Annotated in this window: 18 protein-coding genes; 9 read left to right on the forward strand and 9 right to left on the reverse strand. The window is 70.3% G+C overall.

Annotation, left to right across the window (positions count from 1 at the left end; genetic code table 11):
* Positions 1-12 precede the first annotated feature (12 nt).
* On the reverse strand, positions 13-819 hold the full coding sequence (locus D451_RS0113705) for an ABC transporter permease (protein WP_017534842.1): 807 nt from the start codon (positions 817-819) through the stop codon (positions 13-15).
* Positions 816-1,733, reverse strand: coding sequence for an ATP-binding cassette domain-containing protein (locus tag D451_RS0113710; RefSeq protein ID WP_017534843.1), 918 nt, complete (start codon positions 1,731-1,733; stop codon positions 816-818). The genes D451_RS0113705 and D451_RS0113710 overlap by 4 nt, the downstream gene beginning before the upstream one ends.
* Positions 1,734-1,893: 160 nt before the next feature.
* On the opposite strand from D451_RS0113710, the gene D451_RS0113715 reads away from it, so the two are divergent.
* Positions 1,894-2,253, forward strand: coding sequence for a VOC family protein (locus D451_RS0113715; RefSeq protein ID WP_017534844.1), 360 nt, complete (start codon positions 1,894-1,896; stop codon positions 2,251-2,253).
* Positions 2,254-2,326: 73 nt separating this feature from the next.
* On the opposite strand, the gene D451_RS0113720 is transcribed toward D451_RS0113715, so the two are convergent.
* Positions 2,327-3,457, reverse strand: a complete 1,131-nt coding sequence (locus D451_RS0113720) for a baeRF2 domain-containing protein (RefSeq protein WP_017534845.1) — start codon at positions 3,455-3,457, stop codon at positions 2,327-2,329.
* 171 nt (positions 3,458-3,628) lie between these two features.
* Positions 3,629-4,936, reverse strand: a complete 1,308-nt coding sequence (locus D451_RS0113725; protein ID WP_017534846.1) for an MFS transporter — start codon at positions 4,934-4,936, stop codon at positions 3,629-3,631.
* A 177-nt stretch (positions 4,937-5,113) separates the two neighbouring features.
* Here D451_RS0113725 and D451_RS0113730 point away from each other — a divergent pair, with 177 nt between their 5' ends.
* Entirely contained in the window at positions 5,114-5,989 is an 876-nt protein-coding gene (locus D451_RS0113730) for an AraC family transcriptional regulator (RefSeq protein WP_017534847.1), read from the forward strand.
* Positions 5,990-6,088: 99 nt separating this feature from the next.
* Here the strand turns inward: D451_RS0113730 and D451_RS0113735 are convergent, their stop codons facing one another.
* The 3 genes from D451_RS0113735 to D451_RS0113745 form a co-directional block, all read right to left on the reverse strand.
* Entirely contained in the window at positions 6,089-6,943 is an 855-nt protein-coding gene (locus D451_RS0113735; RefSeq protein WP_017534848.1) for an alpha/beta fold hydrolase, read from the reverse strand.
* A 189-nt stretch (positions 6,944-7,132) separates the two neighbouring features.
* Positions 7,133-8,404, reverse strand: a complete 1,272-nt coding sequence (locus D451_RS0113740; RefSeq protein WP_017534849.1) for an MFS transporter — start codon at positions 8,402-8,404, stop codon at positions 7,133-7,135.
* A gap of 168 nt (positions 8,405-8,572) precedes the next feature.
* Positions 8,573-9,061: a hypothetical protein gene (locus D451_RS0113745; protein WP_026125057.1), complete on the reverse strand. Its 489-nt coding sequence runs from the start codon at positions 9,059-9,061 to the stop codon at positions 8,573-8,575.
* A 181-nt stretch (positions 9,062-9,242) separates the two neighbouring features.
* Here D451_RS0113745 and D451_RS0113750 point away from each other — a divergent pair, with 181 nt between their 5' ends.
* Both D451_RS0113750 and D451_RS0113755 read left to right on the forward strand, forming a co-directional pair.
* Complete coding sequence (locus tag D451_RS0113750; RefSeq protein ID WP_017534851.1) at positions 9,243-10,838, forward strand: alkaline phosphatase D family protein; 1,596 nt, start codon at positions 9,243-9,245, stop codon at positions 10,836-10,838.
* A 166-nt stretch (positions 10,839-11,004) separates the two neighbouring features.
* The gene (locus D451_RS0113755; protein ID WP_081616077.1) at positions 11,005-11,718 is read left to right on the forward strand and encodes a metal-dependent transcriptional regulator; all 714 of its coding nucleotides are present in this window, start codon (positions 11,005-11,007) and stop codon (positions 11,716-11,718) included.
* A 27-nt stretch (positions 11,719-11,745) separates the two neighbouring features.
* Here D451_RS0113755 and D451_RS0113760 read toward each other — a convergent pair whose 3' ends face one another.
* Entirely contained in the window at positions 11,746-12,237 is a 492-nt protein-coding gene (locus tag D451_RS0113760; RefSeq protein ID WP_159068769.1) for a VOC family protein, read from the reverse strand.
* Positions 12,238-12,632: 395 nt separating this feature from the next.
* Here D451_RS0113760 and D451_RS0113765 point away from each other — a divergent pair, with 395 nt between their 5' ends.
* Positions 12,633-13,595 carry a bacteriocin fulvocin C-related protein gene (locus tag D451_RS0113765; protein ID WP_017534854.1) on the forward strand — a complete coding sequence of 321 codons (963 nt, stop codon included), beginning with the start codon at positions 12,633-12,635 and terminating at the stop codon, positions 13,593-13,595.
* Positions 13,596-13,680: 85 nt separating this feature from the next.
* Positions 13,681-14,280 (forward strand): TetR/AcrR family transcriptional regulator, encoded by a 600-nt coding sequence (locus D451_RS0113770; RefSeq protein ID WP_017534855.1) that lies wholly within the window; start codon positions 13,681-13,683, stop codon positions 14,278-14,280.
* 19 nt (positions 14,281-14,299) lie between these two features.
* Here the strand turns inward: D451_RS0113770 and pabB are convergent, their stop codons facing one another.
* A complete protein-coding gene (gene pabB, locus D451_RS0113775) occupies positions 14,300-16,324 on the reverse strand; it encodes an aminodeoxychorismate synthase component I (RefSeq protein ID WP_017534856.1) in 2,025 nt (674 codons plus the stop codon).
* A 195-nt stretch (positions 16,325-16,519) separates the two neighbouring features.
* Here pabB and D451_RS0113780 point away from each other — a divergent pair, with 195 nt between their 5' ends.
* The 3 genes from D451_RS0113780 (at position 16,520) to D451_RS0113790 (ending at position 19,644) form a co-directional block, all read left to right on the forward strand.
* A complete protein-coding gene (locus tag D451_RS0113780; RefSeq protein ID WP_017534857.1) occupies positions 16,520-16,765 on the forward strand; it encodes an SHOCT domain-containing protein in 246 nt (81 codons plus the stop codon).
* 274 nt (positions 16,766-17,039) lie between these two features.
* Positions 17,040-18,716: an ABC-F family ATP-binding cassette domain-containing protein gene (locus tag D451_RS0113785; RefSeq protein ID WP_017534858.1), complete on the forward strand. Its 1,677-nt coding sequence runs from the start codon at positions 17,040-17,042 to the stop codon at positions 18,714-18,716.
* Positions 18,717-18,891: 175 nt separating this feature from the next.
* On the forward strand, positions 18,892-19,644 hold the full coding sequence (locus D451_RS0113790) for an amidohydrolase family protein (protein ID WP_017534859.1): 753 nt from the start codon (positions 18,892-18,894) through the stop codon (positions 19,642-19,644).
* The last annotated feature ends 156 nt before the right edge of the window (positions 19,645-19,800 follow it).

Raw genomic sequence — 19,800 nt, forward strand, 5'->3', positions numbered from 1 at the left:
CTCCCCTCCCTCTCAGGCGTCGCGGTGTTCGAGCACCAGTGTTCCGACCGTCAGGGCGCAGATCGCCCAGGACATGAGTACCACCAGACCGCTCAGGGGTGAGCCGGTGGCCTCCGGCGGCGGCCCCATGATCAGGGCGCCGTCCATCAGGGAGATGCCTCCGACGAGGGAAAGGTAGGGCAGCAGGACGTCCGCTCCCGTCATCACGAGTATCGCGGGAAGTCCGAGGATCAGGAGGAACACGGCGCCCAGGGCGGTGGCGGTGGAGCGCAGAGCGGCGCCGAATCCCAGGCCGATCAGGGCGATCGTCACCAGATGGACGATCGCCCTCAGGACATCGGGTACGGCGTCGGAGAGCTTCAGGGTGCCGTGGTCGCCGAGCAGAGGGTGGGACAGCAGGGCGTGGGCCAGGAGTGTGCCCGCCACGGTCATGACGACGGCCGCCGCCGCCACCACCGTCGAGAGCACGATCGCCTTGGCCGCGAGCAGCCGACGGCGTACCGGTACCGCCTGAAGGGAGAAGTGGACGGCCCCGTTGACGTATTCGGCGGTGACGAAGACGACGGCGACGCCGACCACCGCGAACTGCGCCGCCCACACGATGGCGTTGAGGGCCGCCTCGGAGGCGGGGATCTCGACGGCGGGGACGAGCCCGTTGTCCATGTTGGTGGCCAGGGCCAGCGCCGTTCCGGGGGCGACCAGGAGTGTCAGGGCCAGGGCCGCGGCCAGCCCGGCCCAGGTGGAGCGTACCGATCGGAGACGGACCCATTCGGCGGACACCGCTCCGAGCAGGGGGCGGTGGCGAAGGACGAGGGTCACAGCGGGTCTCCGTTCGAGAAGGTGTGGCGGGCGTTGTTCGAGGTGAGCTCGTGGTAGGCCTGTTCGAGGGAGGCGCCGCGGGTGCTGAGCTCATGCAGGGCGACCCCGGCCCGGTGGGCCAGTTCGCCCACACGCTCGATGGAGGTCTCGGTGACGACGAGTTCTCCGGGCGCCGGACGTTCGACCCCGGCGCCTTCGGCCAGGAGCGCGGCGACCAGGTCCTCGGGGTGCGGGGCGCGCACCCTCACCGCCGTGCCGGGGCCGTGCTCCAGGACCTCGTCCAAGGGCGCGTCGGCGATGAGCCGGCCCTCACCGATCACGACCAGGTGGTCGGCGGTCAGCTGCATCTCGCTCATCAGGTGGCTGGAGAGCAGGACGGTGCGTCCCTCTTCGGCCAGGGACCGGGTCAGGTCGCGGATCCAGCGGACCCCGTCGGGGTCCAGACCGTTGACGGGCTCGTCGAAGATGAGCAGTTCGGGGTCGCCGAGCAGCGCCGAGGCGATCCCCAGGCGTTGGCTCATCCCCAGCGAGAAGCCTCCGGCGTGCCGGCCGGCCGCCTCGGTGAGGCCCACGATGGCCAGGACCTCCTCCACCCGCCGGTCGGGGATGTGGTGGCTGCGGGCCAGGGCCCGCAGGTGGGAGCGGGCGCTGCGGCCCGGGTGCACGGCCCTGGCGTCCAGAACCGCGCCCACGGTGCGCAGGGGGTGTTCCAGTTCCCGGTAGGGGCGACCGCCGATCAGGGCCCGGCCGGCGGTGGGGTGGTCCAGGCCCAGCACCATGCGCAGGGTCGTGCTCTTGCCCGCTCCGTTGGGTCCCAGGAGGCCGGTGACCCGTCCGGGGTGGACCTCCAGGTCCAGGGAGTCCACCGCGAGGACGGATCCGTAGCGTTTGGTCAGGCCTCTCAGGGCGATCATGGCGGTCCAGTCGTAGGTGCGAAGGTGTCGCCTTCCATACTGGGAATCGGCTGCCGGCGGGGCCATGAGGTGGGCCGTCGAGGCGGGGTGGGGTGGACCGCAGGGTCGGCGCGGGGTGTCGCCCTCCGTTCTGTCGGACCGGTCCGGGAGGATGCCGTGTATGAGCCGACGACGACACCACACCATCGACTACGTGGAGCTTGCGGTCACCGACCTGGAGGAGTGCAAGCGTTTCTATTCCGAGGCCTTCGGGTGGCGGTTCAACGACTACGGACCGATGTACGCGGGGATCCGCTCGCCCGACGGCGAGTCCGAGGTGGGCGGGTTGAACCCGGGTGGGGAGGTGCGGGGCGGCGGCCCTCTGGTGCTGCTCTACTCCGAGGACCTGGATCGCACGGTGGAGGCCGTGGAGCGCGCGGGCGGCCGTGTGCTGAAGGGCCCCTACGCCTTCCCCGGCGGGCGGCGTTTCCACTTCGCCGACCCGAGCGGGAACGAGTTGGGCGTGTACGCGGACGCCTGAGGTCCGGGCGGACGTGAAGGTGCCCCGTTCCCCCACGGGCGGGGACGGGGCACCGAGGCGAGGACGCGTGCCGTCACTTGGGGAAGCGCAGCGTGGCCCCCGTCTCGTTCGTGGGGGTGCCGTGGTCGACCATCTCGCTGAAGGAGGCGTCGGAGAGCACCGCCGATCGCAGCATCAGGGCGCTGGCGGGCGCCTTGAAGGCGGCGTTCGGGTCGTCCAGCCCCTTGGGCGAGGTGTCCACCAGCGTCGGTGAGGTGAACGAGCCCCACAGTTCGGGTTCGCCGTCGCGTTCGGCCCCTATCAGCAGGGTCTCGACCCGTCCCTCGGAGAGCATCGGAAGGACGGGTGTGGTGCCTTCGACGGCCTGGTCGTGGGCGAGTTTGCGCTGGTAGTCGGAGAGCGCTTCGATCTGCCGCTCCCTGATGAGCTCGCGCAGGGTCTCCTCGGCGGATTCGCGCAGCCGTTCCTCGGCGTCGACCCCGCCTCGACCGCCGGCCACCACCTTGATCGGGATGGTCAGGCTGCGCGGGCCCAGGTTCTCGCGCAGGTAGGCGATGGCCTCGTCGTCGCCGCCGGCGATGATGACGGCGGCGTCGACGGTGCGCACGGCCTCACGGACCAGTTCGGCGACCTGGGCGGTGTTCTCGCGCCAGGTCTCCTGGCCGATGTGGGTGTCGGCGCGGCGCTTGCCCGCGTCTCCGCGTTGGCCGGGGTAGATGCGGCTGGCCCCGTCGAGGTTCTGGAGGTCCTCGCCCTTGTTCGAGGATTCCAGGACCGGGGTGCGCGTGGGGTGGCCTGCGTAGGCGTACACCTTGGCGTTGACCCGGTCCAGGGCCACGAGGACGTAGGGCAGGCGGCGCCCTCGGTCGATGGCCAAGGGGAGGGTGTCCGGTACGGGGAGGAAGGCCGCCCGGTCCTGGCGGGGAGGTTCGGCGAGCGTGTGGGCGCCCAGGAGCCGGCCCTCGGAGGCGTACAGGGCCTGGCCGTGGTCGCCGTAGGCACGGGATTCGCCTTCGCCGATGGCCTCCTCCAGGACGTCGAGGGTGGCCTCGTCGGTGCCCAGGGACGCGAGTTTCTCGCGCAGGTGGCGCCAGCGTAGTTCGATCTTCTTGTCGGCGTCGGTGGTGTCCCGACTGGTGTCCAGGTGGACCGAGGCCACCGGGGTGTCGCTTTCGTACAGGGGTCGGAGAAAGGCAAGATCCATGGTCTGCGGAGCGCGTTTACCCCCGCCCCGCCCACCTCCTTCTCGGGGTCGGCTTGCCGACGATCCTGAAGGGCCATGGTGGGATCGGGAAGGGCGCCACGTCCAATCAGACACGGATGTTGCCCGATGATTTCCAGGTTTTTCCTTATTGCCCGATTTCTTGGGGCGGGGTCACCCCGCGCCGGGGGCGGAGCGGGCCAACGCCTCGTCGACGACCCTCCGGGTGAGCACCAGCGCCGTGATCCCGACCAGCGCCGTCTCCAGCAGGCCCGCGCTCAGGAAGGGCAGGGCCAGCGACCACTCCCGTCCCAGGAGCCCCTCGGAGAACCGGGCGAGGGCGCCGCCCAGCAGCATTCCCAGCGGCAGCATCCCCCAGGACAGGGTCCGGTGCGCGCTGAACACGCGCGAGCGCAACCGGTCGGGGATCACCCTCCCGAACAGGGAGATCGCCGTGATGTTCCACCACATCGAGGCGAACCCGATCAGGAGCTGGCACACCATGAACGCCGGAACGCTGCGCAGCAGGGCCAACGTCAGGGCGGCCACGGCCATGAGCGTCAGGGACAGGACCAGGGAGGTGGAGACGCTCATCCGGGTCGCGAAGGAGGGGATCATCACCGACCCCGCGACCGCGCCCACCGCGGCGACCGTCATCAGCAGCCCGTAGGCCTGCGGGCCCGCGCCCAGCACGTCCTGGACGAAGAGCACCATCACCGAGGCCATCAGCGCGGCCCCCAGGTTGGACAGGCCGGTGATCAGCGCCATCGGTCGCATCACCGGATGACGCCACATCCATACGACGCCCTCGCGCAACCGCGACCACGTCGAGGAGGCCGGGCGCGGCTCCTCCGAGGTCTCCTGATCCCCGGCACGGAAGTTCCCGCGCAGGACGAACAGCATGGCCACGGCGCCCAGGATCAGTAGCGCCTGGACGCCGAAGGCGAGCCCGGTGGAGACGGCCAGCAGCACGCCGGCCAGCGGGGCGCCCACGAACTTGTTCAGCACCCGCTCGACCCCCTGGAAGAGGCCGTTGGCCCGCTCCAGCCGGGAACGCGGCACCACCGTGGGCAGCATCGACTGGGCGGTGTTGTCGAAGAAGACCTCGCACACGCCCACCAGCAGGGCGAACACGATCAGCGACGGGATCGATCCCAGCCCCATGAAGGCGAGCGCGGCCAGGGCCGCCAACAGCGAGGCCTTGATCCCGCCGGCCGCCATCATCAGCCGCCGCCGATCGACCCGGTCCCCCAGCACCCCGGCCGGCAGGGCGAACAGCAGCCAGGGCAGGCGGGTGGCGGCCCCCACCAGCGCCACCATGAAGGGGTCGTCGGTGATCGTGGCGGCGTACCAGGGCAGCGCCACCACGGCGATACCGTCTCCGAGGTTGCCCAGCCCCAGGGCGGCCAGAAGCCGGTGGAAGCCGATTCCCAGGGGTTCGGGGCGAGGGCGGTCGGTGGCGGGGGGCGAACTCTGCGACATGACGCCTTCCGTAAGGGGGGAACGGGGCGCGCAACAGAGTGGCACGGAGCGCGGCACGGCGACAGCCCGTTCTCCTGAGAGCGGAAGGGGCGACCCGACCGGAGAGGACCGGCGACGGTCGGGTCGGGGACGGGGCGACCTTCCTAACGTGGTCGGTGAAAGAAGGGGGAGAACGGGATGCTGGATCGATTGAACGAGGCGTTGGAGCGGGTCGAACGGAACCTGGACGAGCCGGTGGACGTGGCCGCGATGGCGCGCACTGTGCTCGTCTCCGAGCACCACTTCCGGAGGATGTTCTCGGTCCTGGCCGGGATGCCGATCTCGGAGTACGCGCGCAGGCGCCGGCTCACGCTGGCCGGGGCCGAGGTGCTCCGGGGCGAGGCGACTCTTCTCGATATCGCGGTCCGGTACGGCTACGGATCGGCCGAGGCCTTCGCCCGGGCGTTCCGCGCCATGCACGGGGTCGGCCCGGGTCAGGCCCGACGTGAAGGGGCCGCGCTCGACTCCCAGTCCCGTCTGACCTTCCATCTCACCGTCGAAGGGAACACCATCATGCGTTATCGGATCGTCGAGAAGGAGGCGTTCCGCCTCACCGGTCCCGGAGCCCGCGTGCCGATCGTGTGCGAGGGCGAGAACGAGACCATGACCGCGTTCGTGAAGGGCATCGACGACGCCACGTGGCGGAGGATCGACGCGTTGTCCGACCAGGAACCCCGCGGGATCCTGGGCGTCACGTCCAAGGTGAAGGTCGCTGGAGGCGAGGCCGAGGAGACCGACTTCCTTCAGGCCGCCGCCACGTCCTCGGACGAGGTCCCCGAGGGGATGGAGTCGCTGGAGATCCCCGCCGGCACCTGGGCCGTCTTCCCCTTCGAGAGGTACTCCTTCCCCGAGGAGATCCAGCGGATCTGGGCGTACGCCTTCGGGGAGTGGTTCCCCTCCAACCCCGCCTACCTGCACGCGGAGGGGCCGGACATGCTCCGTGTGGAGTACGAGGGGCATGAGGAGGGGCTGGCCTCGGGCGAGTTGTGGATGCCGGTGCGCCGTACCGCCTGATGATCCGTCCTCGCGGAGGCGCCGACGTAGGGCGCCTCCGCGCTCCGGACGTGTGCCCCGACCGCCTACGGTCCGGGGCACGCCGCCTCCCGCCTCGGGTCAGAGGGCGCGGGAGCGGGTGCGGGCCCGTTCGAGGAAGCGGCGCAGGAGTTCGTTGAACCGTTCGGGACGCTCCAGGTTGGGCAGGTGGCCGGCGCCCTCGATGATCTCCACGATCGAGTCGGGGATGCGCACGTGCATGAGTTCGGCCCCCTCGGGCGGGGTGAATCCGTCGTGCCGGCCCACCATCAGCAGGGTGGGCGCGGAGATGCGTTTGAGCAGCGGGACGTGGTCGGGGCGTTCGGCCCGGCCCAGCTGCGCGGCCGCGGCGCCCTCGGGCGGGGACGCGTACATCATGGAGCGCACGTGGTCGGCGACCTCGGGCAGGTCGTGGACGTTCTCGGCGGTCATCATGCCCACGAGCATCTCGTCGGCGTAGCCTCGCATGCCCTCCTTCCGGAAGCGGTCGGCCAGCCTCCTGCGCGAGGCCCTGCCCTCCTCGGTCTCGGGAAGGGGGTTGGTGGCCACCAGGGCCAGGGAGTCGATCCGGTCGGGGAAGAGCCGGTACATCTCCAGGGCGACCTGGCCGCCCATGGACAGCCCCACGACGTTGACCACGTCCAGACCCAGATGGTCCAGGAGCACGGCCAGGTCGCGGGCGAAGGAGTCCAGGAAGGTGATGCCGGGGCCGACGGTGCTGCGGCCATAGCCGCGCAGGTCCGGCACGATGGCCCGGTAACCTCGTCCGGCCAAGGCCTTGACCTGCGGATCCCACATGGTCCGGTCGAAGGGGTGGCCGTGGATGAACAGGACGGGACAGCCCGCTCCGCGGTCGGTGTAACCGACGCGGACCCCGCGCACGGACACGGTGTCCGGGCCGTCATGATTCGCGGTGTTCGTCGTCTGATAGGTCACAACAGACGATGCTAGTCAGGAGGACCCGGCCTTCGACAGGGGGTGGGGCGGGTGATCGGGCCGCGGGCGGTTCCCTCTTCGCCCGCGGCCCGCCCGCCGCGGCCCGCCGTCCTCGGGCACGGTGGGGGCCCGGTGGTCCCCGTACCCGCGACGGGGAGTGTGAACGCCTCCGGCGCGGGTGGAGACGCTCTACGAGGCCTTCGGGTTCTCTCCGGTCCTTCTCGTGACCTTCGAAGGGGCGGCGGGGGCTCGGTCCTTCGAGCGGGAACGGCCCATCCGAGCCAGGAACAGGGCGGCCACCAGGTGGGGGGTGGCGAACAGGGCGAAGGCCGCTCCGTGTCCCAGGACGGTGAACACACCGGCGTACACCAGGTAGGTGGACGTCCCCAGGCCCTCGGTCCCCAGATCGGCCAGGGAGGTGACCGTGGTCCGACTGTCACCGGTGATGCTGTCCTGGAGGCGGGCGTCGGAGACCACGATCATCATCTGGCACACGCCGAAGCCGAAGGCGAGCAGGACCCAGCCCACGGGGTCGGTGAGCAGGGCGCCCGCCGCGATCGCCACCGCCGCCAGAACCAGGAGTACCGCCAGGAACGGGTGGGGCAGTCGTGAGGCCGGACCCGCGAGCAGCCCTCCCAGGGTGACGCCGATCCACACCACCATGAGGACCAGGGGCACGTCCTCGGTCGCGACACCGGAGTCCTCGGCCAGCAGCGGGACGTACTCGTCCAACGAGCCCCAGAAGGCGCTGACCAGGATGACCAGGAGGACGGCCGCGCGGACGGCGCGGTCGTCACGGACCTCGGCCAGGCCCAGAAGCAGGGTGCGTCGATAGCCGGGCCCGGCCTCCTCGTCCCCGTCCGAGGCCGAGCGGGTCCGGTGTTCGGGTAGGAACAGCGCCGCGAGCGCGCACAGGACGCAGGCGGCCACGCTGGCGGCGCCCACGAGCGGATAGCCGCCCTGGGACATGGCGGGGACGGCGAGCAGGGTGGCCGAGCCGACGGCGGACACGCCCAGGGCCCGGGTCACGCCCATGATCCGGGCATAGCGGTCTTCCAGGCCCCGGTGTTCCAGCTCGGTGTAGACCAGGGCCTCGAAGGCGCCGGAGGACAGGGCCCCGCCCGCGCCCCAGAGCACGAAACCGAGGGCGAAGATCCAGGGCGAGGGGAAGAGCGTCCAGAGCGCGAAGCCGGTGCCGGTCACCACCGGGGCGGCCGCCAGCAGGTAGCGCCGGGGGATCATGTCGGCCAGCGCGCCGGCGGGCACCGTCAACGTCACCGAGGTCAGGGCCCACAGCACGAAGAGCACGCTGATCTGGGGGACGGTCAGGCCCGTCTCGGTGAACAGCAGGGCGTAGACGGGATAGAGGAGGATGAACTCCTCGAAGAAGGCATAGGCGTAGGCCGGAGCGGTCAGCCTGCCGGCACGCGTGCCGGACACGCGTGTGTTCAGGGTGGTCATGGAGGTCTTTCGGTCGAACGAACGGGGACGCCGGGTGCTTGCGGCACTCGGCGGTCCTCGGGTGTTCGACCCGGATCGACCCCGGTCGGAGACCTAATGTCGTCGGCGCATGGGATCAGGATAGAGGAGCGCGTCGCGGGCGCGCCACCGTGTTCGAAGCGCGGAGGATCAGTCGTTCCGCGCCCGGATCCAGGACTCGGTGGAGCGGTGCGCGTTCAGTCCGACGGTCTCGAACTCGTCGAGGTCCTCAGGCCCCACACGCACCCCCAGGTGGCGCAGGGCCCGGGAGATGGGTCCACCCTCTTCGGGGTGGCGCTCCCACTCTCCGACCGATAGCGGACCCAGGGCGAGGGTCCCGTGCTCCCACACGGCGGCGCTCTGCGTGCCGGTGCCGCCGAAGTAGTCGGCCTCCAGGTAGGCGATCGGTCCGAGCGTGGATCGGTCGACGATCCACCGTTCCAGTCGCCCCGACATGAAGGAGAAGACGTCGGAAAGTGGGCGTTTCCCCTCTGCGGGACCGTGATCACGGAGCGCGTCGTTCACCGGCATCAGCGCGAGCCCTTGAGATAGTTCGAGCTGATGGGCCCCGGGAAGAGCGGTGGCGGCCTCGCGCAACAGCGTCGATCGGGCCACGACGGCTTCGAGGGTGTATCCCATGAGCGACTCCGGGAGTGAAGGGGAGAAAGGGTCATCCCACGTTTCGGTCTCGGTGACGCTCGGCCATCCTCCGGTCATCGGGGAGGGGACAACGTTCACCGTCCAGTGGTTGGAACGTACCGCTTCCCGTGGCGGGATGGTGCACGGTCCTTTGTCCAATCGCCATCTCAGGAGACCACGCATGCCGGGCATCCCCGAATCCCCCGACCGCTCCCCCGCGTCCAGGATCGCCACCACCCGCCGCCAGGCGCTCATGGGCGGCGCGGTCACGTTGGGAGCCGCGGCACTGGGTACGACTCTGGGCACATCCTCCGCTTCAGCGGCCACCTCGACCCCCAGAGGCCCCGTGATCAGCGATCCCTTCACACTCGGCGTCGCCTCAGGCGACCCCTTCCACAACAGTGTCGTCCTATGGACCCGGCTGGCCCCCGACCCCCTGGCCGATGACGGTCTGGGCGGCATGCCCGATCAGACCGTAGAGGTCGAATGGCAGGTCTCCCAGGACGAGAACTTCCGGCGCATCGTCTCCTCCGGCACGGTGGAGACCGGCCCCGACCAGGCCCACTCGGTCCACGTCGAGGCCGGGGGCCTGCGTCCCCGCGCCGACTACTTCTACCGCTTCCGGGCCGCCGGCGAGATCAGCCCCGTCGGCCGCACCCGGACCACCACCGCCCCCGGCGCCCGGCTGGAGCGCTTCTCCTTCGCCTTCGCCAGCTGCCAGAGCTACACCCACGGTCACTACACCGCCCAGGGCCACCTGGCCGACGAGGACCTGGACCTGGTGGCCTTCCTGGGCGACTACATCTACGAGACCGGCGACCAGGGCGACATCGGCCGCGGCCACCTGCCCGCTGTGGAGGTCCGCTCCCTGGCCGAATACCGGATCAGGCACGCCCAGTACAAGACCGACGAGAACCTCCAGGCCGCGCACGCCGCCTTCCCCTGGGCGGTGGTCTTCGACGACCACGAGCTGGAGAACAACTGGGCCGACGACACCTCCTACGAGGAGGACATCCCCAGCGAGGAGTTCCTGCTCCGCCGCGAGCAGGCGCTCAAGGCCTACTACGAGCACATGCCGCTGCGCGCGGCCCAGCGTCCGGCCGGTCCCGACCTGCACCTGTACCGCAGGCTGACCTTCGGCAACCTGGTGGACATGCATCTGCTGGACACCCGCCAGTACCGGGACCCGCAGGTGGAGGACACCGAACGGGAGGACCCCGAGCGCACCCTGCTCGGCGCCGACCAGCGCCGGTGGCTCTCGCGAGGGCTGTCCGAGTCCAGGGCGACCTGGAACGTGCTCGCCCAGCAGGTGTTCTTCTCCCAGCGCGACTTCGCCGAGGGGGACGCCACCAACTTCAGCGACGACGCCTGGGACAACTACAAGGTCGAGCGCGACGGGGTCCGGGACGAGCTCGCCCAGGTGTCCAACCCGGTGGTCATCACCGGTGACGTGCACGCCAACTACGTGGTCGACGTCAAGGCCGACTTCGACGACCCCGACTCGGCCACGGTCGCCACCGAGCTGGTGGGGACCTCCTTCACCAGCGGCCGGGACGGGGCGGAGCAGAACCCGGGCGACGCCGTCCAGCTTCAGGAGAACCCGCACATCAAGTTCATCAACCGCCGTCGTGGCTATGTGCGCAACACCGTCACCCCCACCGAGTGGACCGCCGACTATCGGGTGGTCGACAAGGTGAGCTCACCGGGTGCGCCCATCACCGATCGCGCGCGTTTCGTCATCGAGTCCGGTGAGGCCGGGGCCCGCCCTCTGGCCTGACCCCCTCTCCGGGTCCCGGAACGAGGGCGTGCGCGGTGGGGCGGCCGTGCGGAGCGATCCGCGCGGCCGCCCCACCTTCGTCGTAGGTCGGGGGTGAGGCGACACCGTCCACAGGCGCGCTCCGGCTCAGCGCCCCAGAGCGGCGGTCCACGGTACGGTTACGGGCATGGGGAACACACCGGGAAGGCCGTCCACATCGGCCGAGGACTACGTGAAGGTCATCTACGACCTCCAGGAGCGCGGCACCGGGCCGGTGACGATCTCCGGGATGGCCGAACGGCTCTCGGTGTCCAATTCCTCGGTGTCGGGGATGCTGCGCAAGCTCAACGAGCTCGGCCTGGTCCAGCATCAGCGCTATGGCAACGTCAGCCTCACCGAGACCGGGACCAAGGCGGCGCTGGCGGTCCTGCGCCGTCACCGGTTGTTGGAGACCTACCTGGTGGCCGAATTGGGCTACTCCTGGGACGAGGTGCACGACGAGGCCGAGATCCTGGAACACGTGGTCTCGGACAAGTTCGTCGACCGTATCGCCGCGCATCTGGGCGACCCGGTGGTGGATCCGCACGGCGACCCCATCCCCACGCGTGAGGGCGCCATCGTCCAACGCGAGTCCGTGCTGCTGTCCGAGGCCGAGGCGGGGACCTCGGGGGTGATCGTGCGGGTCAACGACACCGACCCCGAGCTGCTGCGCTATCTCACCGACATCGACATCGGCATCGGTAGACGGGTCCGGGTCGTGGAGCGGTTGCCCTTCGCCGGATCGATCCGGATCGGTGTGCGTCCCGAGCCCGAGGAGGAGGAGCAGGAGCGGGCGCTCGGGCTGGTGGCCGCCGAGGCGTTGTGGATCAGCCCCGACGAGGGGGCCGTGGCCGGAGGTTGATCCCCGGCCGGCCCGTGGCGGGCGTCCTCAGTTGGAGAACCCGCCCTCGGGGCGGATGATCTCCAGGTTGGTGCCGTCCGGGTCGTTGAAGTAGGCGACCTGGGTGCCCAGGGCCGCGTCCGGGGTGACCTCGCCCGCGATGAACGTGTAGTCCTCGCCCAGGAAGTCGTAGCCGGCCTCCTTCATGCGCCGGTACACCGTGTCGAAGTCGTCGACCTTGAGGCACAGGTGCATCGAACCCGGTCGGTTCGCGGCGCCCTCCGTCCGTTCGCCGACGGGTTCCCGGAACTCGATGAGGTCGATGCCGATGTTGTCGAGGTCGAAGGTGGCGTACCTCAACCTCGCGGTGGAGAGTCCTTGCGAGTGTCCGAACGGCACGCTGTGCATGGTCTCGTTCGCGACGCTGGGCTCGCGGCCGGTGAGTGCCCGGTAGAAAGTGATCGAGGCGTCCAGGTCCGAGACCGAGATCCCGACGTGGGCGGCCCGCGTGAGGTTCATCGGAGTGGTGGAAACGGTCATGAGCCACATACCTCTCGTCAGTCACTCGGTTCCCTGTGGTCACGCCATGGGACACAGGGCGGCATCGAGGAGCCCGTCCGGTATCGCTCCTGGCCTCCTACCCGGACGGTTCTCGTGGAAAACGGTGGATACCGCCGTGACCAGTGTGTTCCGCTCTTTCCAGGCCGGTCCGCGCGGGAGCGTCCGAGCCTTGGGCACGGACCCGTCGGGTGGAGAGGGTCCGGTCGGTCGAGGACGGAAGGTGCGTCCAGAACCCCGGTGTGCGATTCCGGGTTGATCCGCATTCGCTCCGTTTTGCCCGTGGGCCGGTGGCGATTCCGCACCCCGAGTTCCGAAAACCCGCCCCACGTACGACCGGGCCCGCCAAGACTGGTACCGGTTCAGGAAGGGGGCTCATGAAGGACGTGCGGGCTCGGTACGTGTTGGCTTTCGACGCCTCGTGCGAACGGTGCGCGAACATCTCCGCGGCGGTCGCGGCGGTCTCCGAAGGCCGGCTGGAGACCCTGCCGCTCACCCACCCGGACGTGCGGTTCCGGCGGACCCGTCAGTGGGGGCCGACGGCGCCGTGGGTGCCGACGCTGATCCGTCTGGGCGGGTCGAGGGAGCGCTGCTGGAAGGGGGCGTCGATGATCCCGCCCCTGGTCCTGGGGCTGGGGGCCCGGGCCACCCTCAGGGTTCTGGAGACCTTGGGAGAGGTGAGCCGGGCCAGGATCCCCCTCCCCGCCGAGGAGCGTCCATGCCGGTTGAGCCGCCTGGCCACGGGGGCGCGCGCCGCGTTGGTGATGGCCCTGGGCCGCCGCACCCCGCCTCTGGCCCGTTCCGACCACGCGCTGGCCAGGGAGTGGGTGGAGGCCCACCGTACTCGTCTGCCGACCGACTACGACGCGTTCGTCTCCCATCCCCTGGTGCGACGCCGGCTGATGTTCGCCGAGCTGGCCCCCGAGCGGCGACGCGATCTGTGGCTGGAGCATCTGCGCCGTTACGAATGGGGCCACCCCGAACTCACCACCGACCAGCGGGCGGCCCTGGATCTGGCGTTGGTCACCCTGTCCGAGGCGAGGGTGTTCCGTGAGGGGCTGCCTCCGGAGACGGAGCGGTTGTTGCGTCGTCGCGCCGTGGCGGCCTTCGGGCCGCGCGGGGCCCACGCTCTGTTGGCGACCCTGGGGCCGGACGAGCCCGGCCCGGGGTGTGCGGCGGTACGGGCGTTGGAGAGGGAGGGGGTCGACCCGCCGGAGGGCTCCTGGGAGCCGTGCCTGTCCAAGGGGTGCGCCGAGGTGCCCTTCACCTGCGGGACGGCCTGGGTGTCCACCCACGATGGTGGTGTCCTGCGGTCCACGGCGCGGGTGGGCGCCTGTTGAGGGCGTCTTCGGGGGGTCCGTGGACGGAGGCGCGAACACATTCAAAACGGACCGTCTCGTTTCTTTTCGGGGGTACGCTGAGGCCATGACCGACAACAAAGGGCCGGACCACTCCCGGCGCAAGGAACGTTCACGACGGGCCATCCTGGAGGCCACCCGGGCCCTGGTGGCCGAGGAGGGCTACGACGGGGTCTCGATCGAGGCCATCGCCTCCCGCGCCGGGGTCGGTAAACAGACCATCTACCGACGCTGGCCCTCCAAGGACGCGGTCGTCTTCGCGGCCATCCTCGCCCTCGGCGAGAACCGGGACGGAGACGACATCGCGCTTCCGGACACCGGGGATCTGCGGGCCGATCTGCGGCTCGTCCTGCGCGCCACCGTAGAGGAGTTCACCGATCCGGCCTTCGACCGGCTGATGCGCGCCGTCAACACCGCCGTCTCCGACAACGAGACCCTCGCCGCCCGATACCGGGAGGAGTTCGCCCGACCTTTGGACGAGGCCAAGAGGGCGCGCCTGCTCAGCGCGCGCGAGGCCGGTGAGCTCTCCCCCGACGCCGATCTCGACCTGATGCTCGAAACGCTCTACGCCCCGCTCTTCCAGCGTTGGCTGCACCGTTCCGGTCCGCTCACCGCCGAGTACGCCGACGCCCTCGTCGACACCGCCCTACGGGCCTTCGGGCCCTGAACGAGAGGGGCGCCGGTGGTCAGCGTCCCCGTGCGGGAACACCCGCCTTGAGCAGCATCTCCTCGTACTCCTCCTCCGGGACCGAGTCCAGGACGATCGCCCCTCCCGCCCCCACGGTCACCTCTGAGCCGGCCCGCACCGCCGTGCGGATGACCACGCTCAGGTCGGCCTCGCCGGTGTGCGACACATAGCCCAGGGCACCCGAGTACACGCCCCTCGCCGAGCCCTCCAACCGGTCGATGATCTCCATCGTGCGCTCCTTGGGGGCGCCGGTCATCGAACCGGCGGGAAAACAGGCGCGCACGGCCTCCAGGGTCGTCACCTCCGGACGCAGACGCCCCTGGATCGTGGAGACCAACTGGTGGACGGTGGCGTGCGACTCCACGTACATGAAGGCCGGCACCTCCACCGAACCGATCTCGCACACACGCCCCAGATCGTTGCGGAGCAGGTCCACGATCATGAGGTTCTCGGCGCGGGTCTTGGCCCCCAGCCTCAGCTCCTCGGCGATCCGGGCGTCGACCTCGGGGTCCGCGTGACGCGCGGCGGTGCCCTTGATCGGGCGGCTCTCGGCCACCCGGTCGGAGCCCACCCGCAGGAACCGCTCGGGCGAGGCGCTCATGACGGTCACCTCCCCCAGCCGCAGGAAGGACGCGTAGGGGGCCGGGGCGGCGGCGCGCAGTCGACGGTAGAAGTCCAGATCGTCGCCCTCCCCCAGGTCGGGCAGATGGACCCGGTCGGTCAGGCAGATCTCGTAGCTCTCCCCCTCGGCGAGGTATCCCAGACAGGTCTTCACGTCGTCGACGTAGCCCGGACCCGGGCGTTCGAGCAGGTCGGGCAGGTGGGCGGGGGCCGCGCCGGGCGGCGGGGGCGAAGGCGCGGGCAGGTCGACCAGGGCGGCCCGGGTGGCCTCGACCCAGACCCTGCCCTCGTCACCTCCTTCGGAGGAGACCACGTAGGTGCGGTCCTCGTGGTGGTCCACGGCCACGAGTCGGTCGCACCGCATCCACACGGCGTCGGGGGTCGCGGCGGTGTGGGTGTTCGAGGCCCCGCTGTCGGCCTTGAGCTCGTACCCCAGGTACCCCACGTATCCCCCGGCGAGGTCGAAGGGGAGGCCGGTGGGGCGGGGAGCGTGTCCGGTGCGGCGTTCCAGGGCGTCGAAGACGGTGCCGGGTTCCGTCGAGACACCCGAGGGGGTGCGTACGCGGACGCCCTCGTCGCCCACGTCGTAGGTGAGCACCTCGGCGGTGGGGCCCTCGGCCGCGCCCAGGAAGGAGAAGCGGGCCGGCCCCTCCGGGCGGGAGCTGTCCAGCCAGAACGCGTACTCGGCGTCGGAGTACAGGTGGACGAAGGCGTGTTCGGTGTCCACGGCCCGATCGATCTCCGCGACGTGGAGGGGCGCGGTCTCGGGGCCGAGCGCGCGCGGGGGCGTGGGGACCGTGGCGAGGGAGGGGCGACGTCGGGCGTGCGGTCGGGCCAGGTCGAGGAAGCCGGAGATCAGTTCCGCGCCGTACTCCCCGGAGATCGACTCCGGGTGGAACTGGACCCCCCATCGGGGCAGATCGCGGTGTTCCAGGGCCATGATCACCCCGTCCTCGGCCCAGGCGGTCGCCCGCAAGGTGTCGGGAAGGGGTTCGGAGACCGCCAGCGAGTGGTAGCGCACGGCGGTGAAGTCCTGGGGCACGCCGGCGAAGAGTCCGGTACCGGTGTGGCGGATACGGCTCAGGTGACCGTGGCGGGGCTCGGGGGCCGAATCGACCCGTGCCCCGGCCAGGTGCGCGATGGCCTGGTGGCCCAGGCAGACCCCCAGGACGGGGAGGTCCAGGCGGCTCAACAGCGCGGGGACCCGTCCCAGGTCGCGGGTGACGGCGGGATGCCCGGGGCCCGGTGACACCACGACCGCGTCCACCGAGGCGGGGTCGAACCCCTCCCATTCCGCGGCGTCGTTGGCGAGCACGCGCGGCTCCTCGCCCAGGACGCGGGCCAGGAGTTGGAAGACGTTGAATGTGTAGCTGTCGTGGTTGTCCACGAGGAGGACGCGCATTCCGCCCCTTCTTCCCGAGGTCGAGCGGATTCCGGATCGCGGCAACCCAGATTACGGCGATAAGGGACGAAACGTGCACCCGTGGTCGCTGTCCACAGGTCCATGTTCCCCCTGGTGCGCTCCCCTCCGGAAGGGTAGACAAGGAGGTGAGGGCGAGGGAGAGCCGTCTCTCGCGCGGACCACGGGAGGGGACCCATGCCCGTCTTCATCGCGATGATCATGATCCTGGTCATCCTGCCCCTGGCCTTCTTCTTCGTGCTCCTCGCGGGAGAGGCCGGAACTTCCGCCCGAGGCCGTCGCACCGTCGACCGGCCGAACGAGCCGTACCCGCCCGCTCCCCCGCCTCTGGACCCCGCCGAACAGGAACTACGGATGCGTTACGCCAGAGGAGAGATCGACCGGGAGGAGTTCCTCCAACGAAGAATCGACCTGGAGCGATGAGACCCACGGCACGACGGCGCCATGGTTGACAGCCGAGCCGGGGTGGGTAAAGTACTCACGTCCTGTTGTCTACGAATGAGGTGGACGTTGCGCATCTGAGGTTCGCGATCATCACGCGGTACGACCCCCGGTCGTCTTCTTCGCGTGGTTGCAACCTCGGTGCACGGGCCGTCCCTCGTTCCTCAGGATCCCTTCACCTCTCTGCCCGGCCGTCGGCCGCGTGGTGCTCGCATACGAAGCCCTTTCCCATCACGCTTCCGTCTGCGAGAACACCATGTCATTTCCCGTCACCTCCGACGCCTCGGTGACCTGCTCCGACCTGACCTTCCGCTGGGCCGACGACACCACCGTCTTCGACGGCCTGTCCATGGCCGTGGGACGGGGACGCACCGGCCTGGTCGGCGTCAACGGCTCGGGCAAGTCGACCCTGATGCGCCTGATGGCCGGGGTGCTCACCCCGGCGCACGGGGCGGTGACCGTCCACGGCCACCTGTCCTACCTGCCGCAGAACATCACGCTGGACACCGACCTGACGGTGGATCGGGCCCTGGGCATCGCCGACAAGCGCGCCGCGCTCAACGCGATCGAAGCCGGGGACGCGAGCGAGACCAACTTCGAGATCATCGGCGACGACTGGGACGTCGAGGAACGCGCCATGGCCACCCTGGGCACCCTGGGGCTGGACGGCATCGGGTTGGACCGCACCGTGGGTCGGCTCTCCGGCGGGGAGACCGTGCTGCTGCGCCTGGCCGCGCTGCTCATGGAACGCCCCGACGTGCTGCTGCTCGACGAACCCACCAACAACCTCGACCTGTTCGCCCGACGACGTCTGTACGACGCCGTGGACTCCTGGCGCTCGGGCACCCTGATCGTGGTCAGCCACGATCTGGACCTGCTGGAGCGGGTCGACCGCACCGCCGAACTCCGCAAGGGCGAGATCACCTGGTACGGAGGCGGCTGGTCCGCCTACCAGGAGGCTCTGGACGTCCAGCGGGAGGCGGCCGAACGGACCCTGCGCGCGGCCGAGTCCGACCTGCGCAAACAGAAGAAGGAGATGGAGGAGACCCAGATCAAGCTGGCCCGCCGTCGACGGCAGAGCAAGAAGTTGGACGCCCAAGGGGGCATCCCCAAGATCGTCGCCGGCAACCTCAAGCGTTCGGCCCAGGAGTCGGCCGGCAGGCTCAAGGGACTGCACGAGGACCGGCTCCAACAGGCACGCGACCGCAAGGAGGAGGCCGAGGGGGCCGTCCGCAAGGACGCCGAGATCCGGGTGGAGCTGCCGCACACCGTCGTGCCCGCCGGTCGGGACGTGGCCCGGGTGAGCGGACTACGCCCTCGATACGGACGTCTCTCCGAAGCCGACCTGACGATCCGCGGACCCGAGCGGATCGCCCTGGTGGGTCGCAACGGGGCCGGCAAGACCTCCTTCATGCGGACCCTGGCCGGGGAGCTGGAGCCGGCGGAGGGCGAGGCCCGCGTCACGGTGCCGGTGCGTTTCCTGCCCCAGCGGCTGGACCTGTTGGACGAGGATCTGTCGGTGTCCGAGAACGTGGAGCGGGCCGCGCCGAACGTGCCCCCGCAGAACATCCGTGCCCAGCTGGCGAAGTTCCTGTTCCGGGGCGCGCGGGCCGACCAGGAGGCGGGAACGCTCTCGGGCGGGGAACGGTTCCGGGCGACCCTGGCGATGACCATGCTGGCGTCACCGGCGCCGCAACTGCTGATCATGGACGAGCCCACCAACAACCTGGACGTGTCCAGCGTCCGCCAGCTGATCGGTGCGCTGTCCGCCTACGAGGGGGCCCTGTTGGTGGCCGGCCACGATCTGCCGTTCCTGGAGTCGATCGGCGTCACCCGCTGGCTGTTCCTGGACGAGGAGCTGCGCGAGACCGACGCCGAGGAGGTGCGCGACCTACTGGAGGGCCGGGTGCCCGCACGGGGCGAGGAGGACTGACGTCGCGCTGTGGGGCGTGTTCCTTCGGGGACACGCCCCACAGCGCGGCCGGGGTCGCCTTCCGGCGCGGAGGATCCGTGCCTCCGTCCGGAGAGGGCGGTTCCTTCCGGGGCGTGACGTCGAGTGCTCGGTAGAGTCCGGGGCCCGAAGCCGACTTTTCGAGAGGCGACCCGCCGTGAGCACTCCCCGGCCGTTCTTCGACGCCCACCTGCACATCATCGACCCTCGTTTCCCCCTGATCCCGAACCAGGGCTACCTGCCCGAGGAGTTCACCGTCGAGCGGTATCGCCGCCGTGTGGAGACTCTCGGGGTGGTGGGAGGGGCGGTGGTCTCCGGGTCCTTTCAGGGGTTCGACCAGGACTACCTGCTCCACGCCCTGAGGGAGCTGGGGCCCGGTTTCGTCGGGGTCACCCAGATCCCGCACGACACCCTGGACGCGCGCGTCGTCGAACTCGCCGAACTGGGGGTGCGCGCCGTCCGGTTCAACCTGCGACGAGGCGGTTCCGCGAGCCTGGAACACCTGGACACCCTGGCCCGCCGGGTCCACGAGGTGGCCGGTATGCACACCGAGCTCTACGTCGACGCCCGCGACCTGGACGGGATCGCCTCGACCGTGGCGGCCCTGCCGTCCGTGAGCGTGGACCATCTGGGGCTGCGCTCCGATGGGCTGCACACCCTGTTGCGGCTGGTCGAACGGGGGGTGCGGGTCAAGGCCACCGGCTTCGGGCGCGTCGACCTGGATCCCCTCGAGGCGATGCGGGCCGTGATCGAGGTCGATCCGACCGCGCTGATGGTGGGCACCGACCTTCCCTCCACGCGGGCGCGACGCCCCTTCGCCGACACGGATCTGGAGCTGGTGGCCGAGGCCGCAGGCGAGCACCTGGACGCGGTGCTCCACGACAACGCCGCGGCCTTCTACCGCCTCTGACCATTGGCTCACCGGAGTATCGGCAGGGGCCGGCCCTATCCCCGCTCGGGGCCACCCGCCGCGGTCGAGGCATTCGGGGCCGGTCGAATACGAGACGCCGCCCTTCGAAGGACCCGGAACGGGATCCTCGAAGGGCGGCGATCACTCTTGGACCGG

Origin of the sequence: Nocardiopsis alba DSM 43377 (assembly GCF_000341225.1) — a bacterium.
GTDB classification, from domain to species: Bacteria; Actinomycetota; Actinomycetes; order Streptosporangiales; family Streptosporangiaceae; genus Nocardiopsis; species Nocardiopsis alba.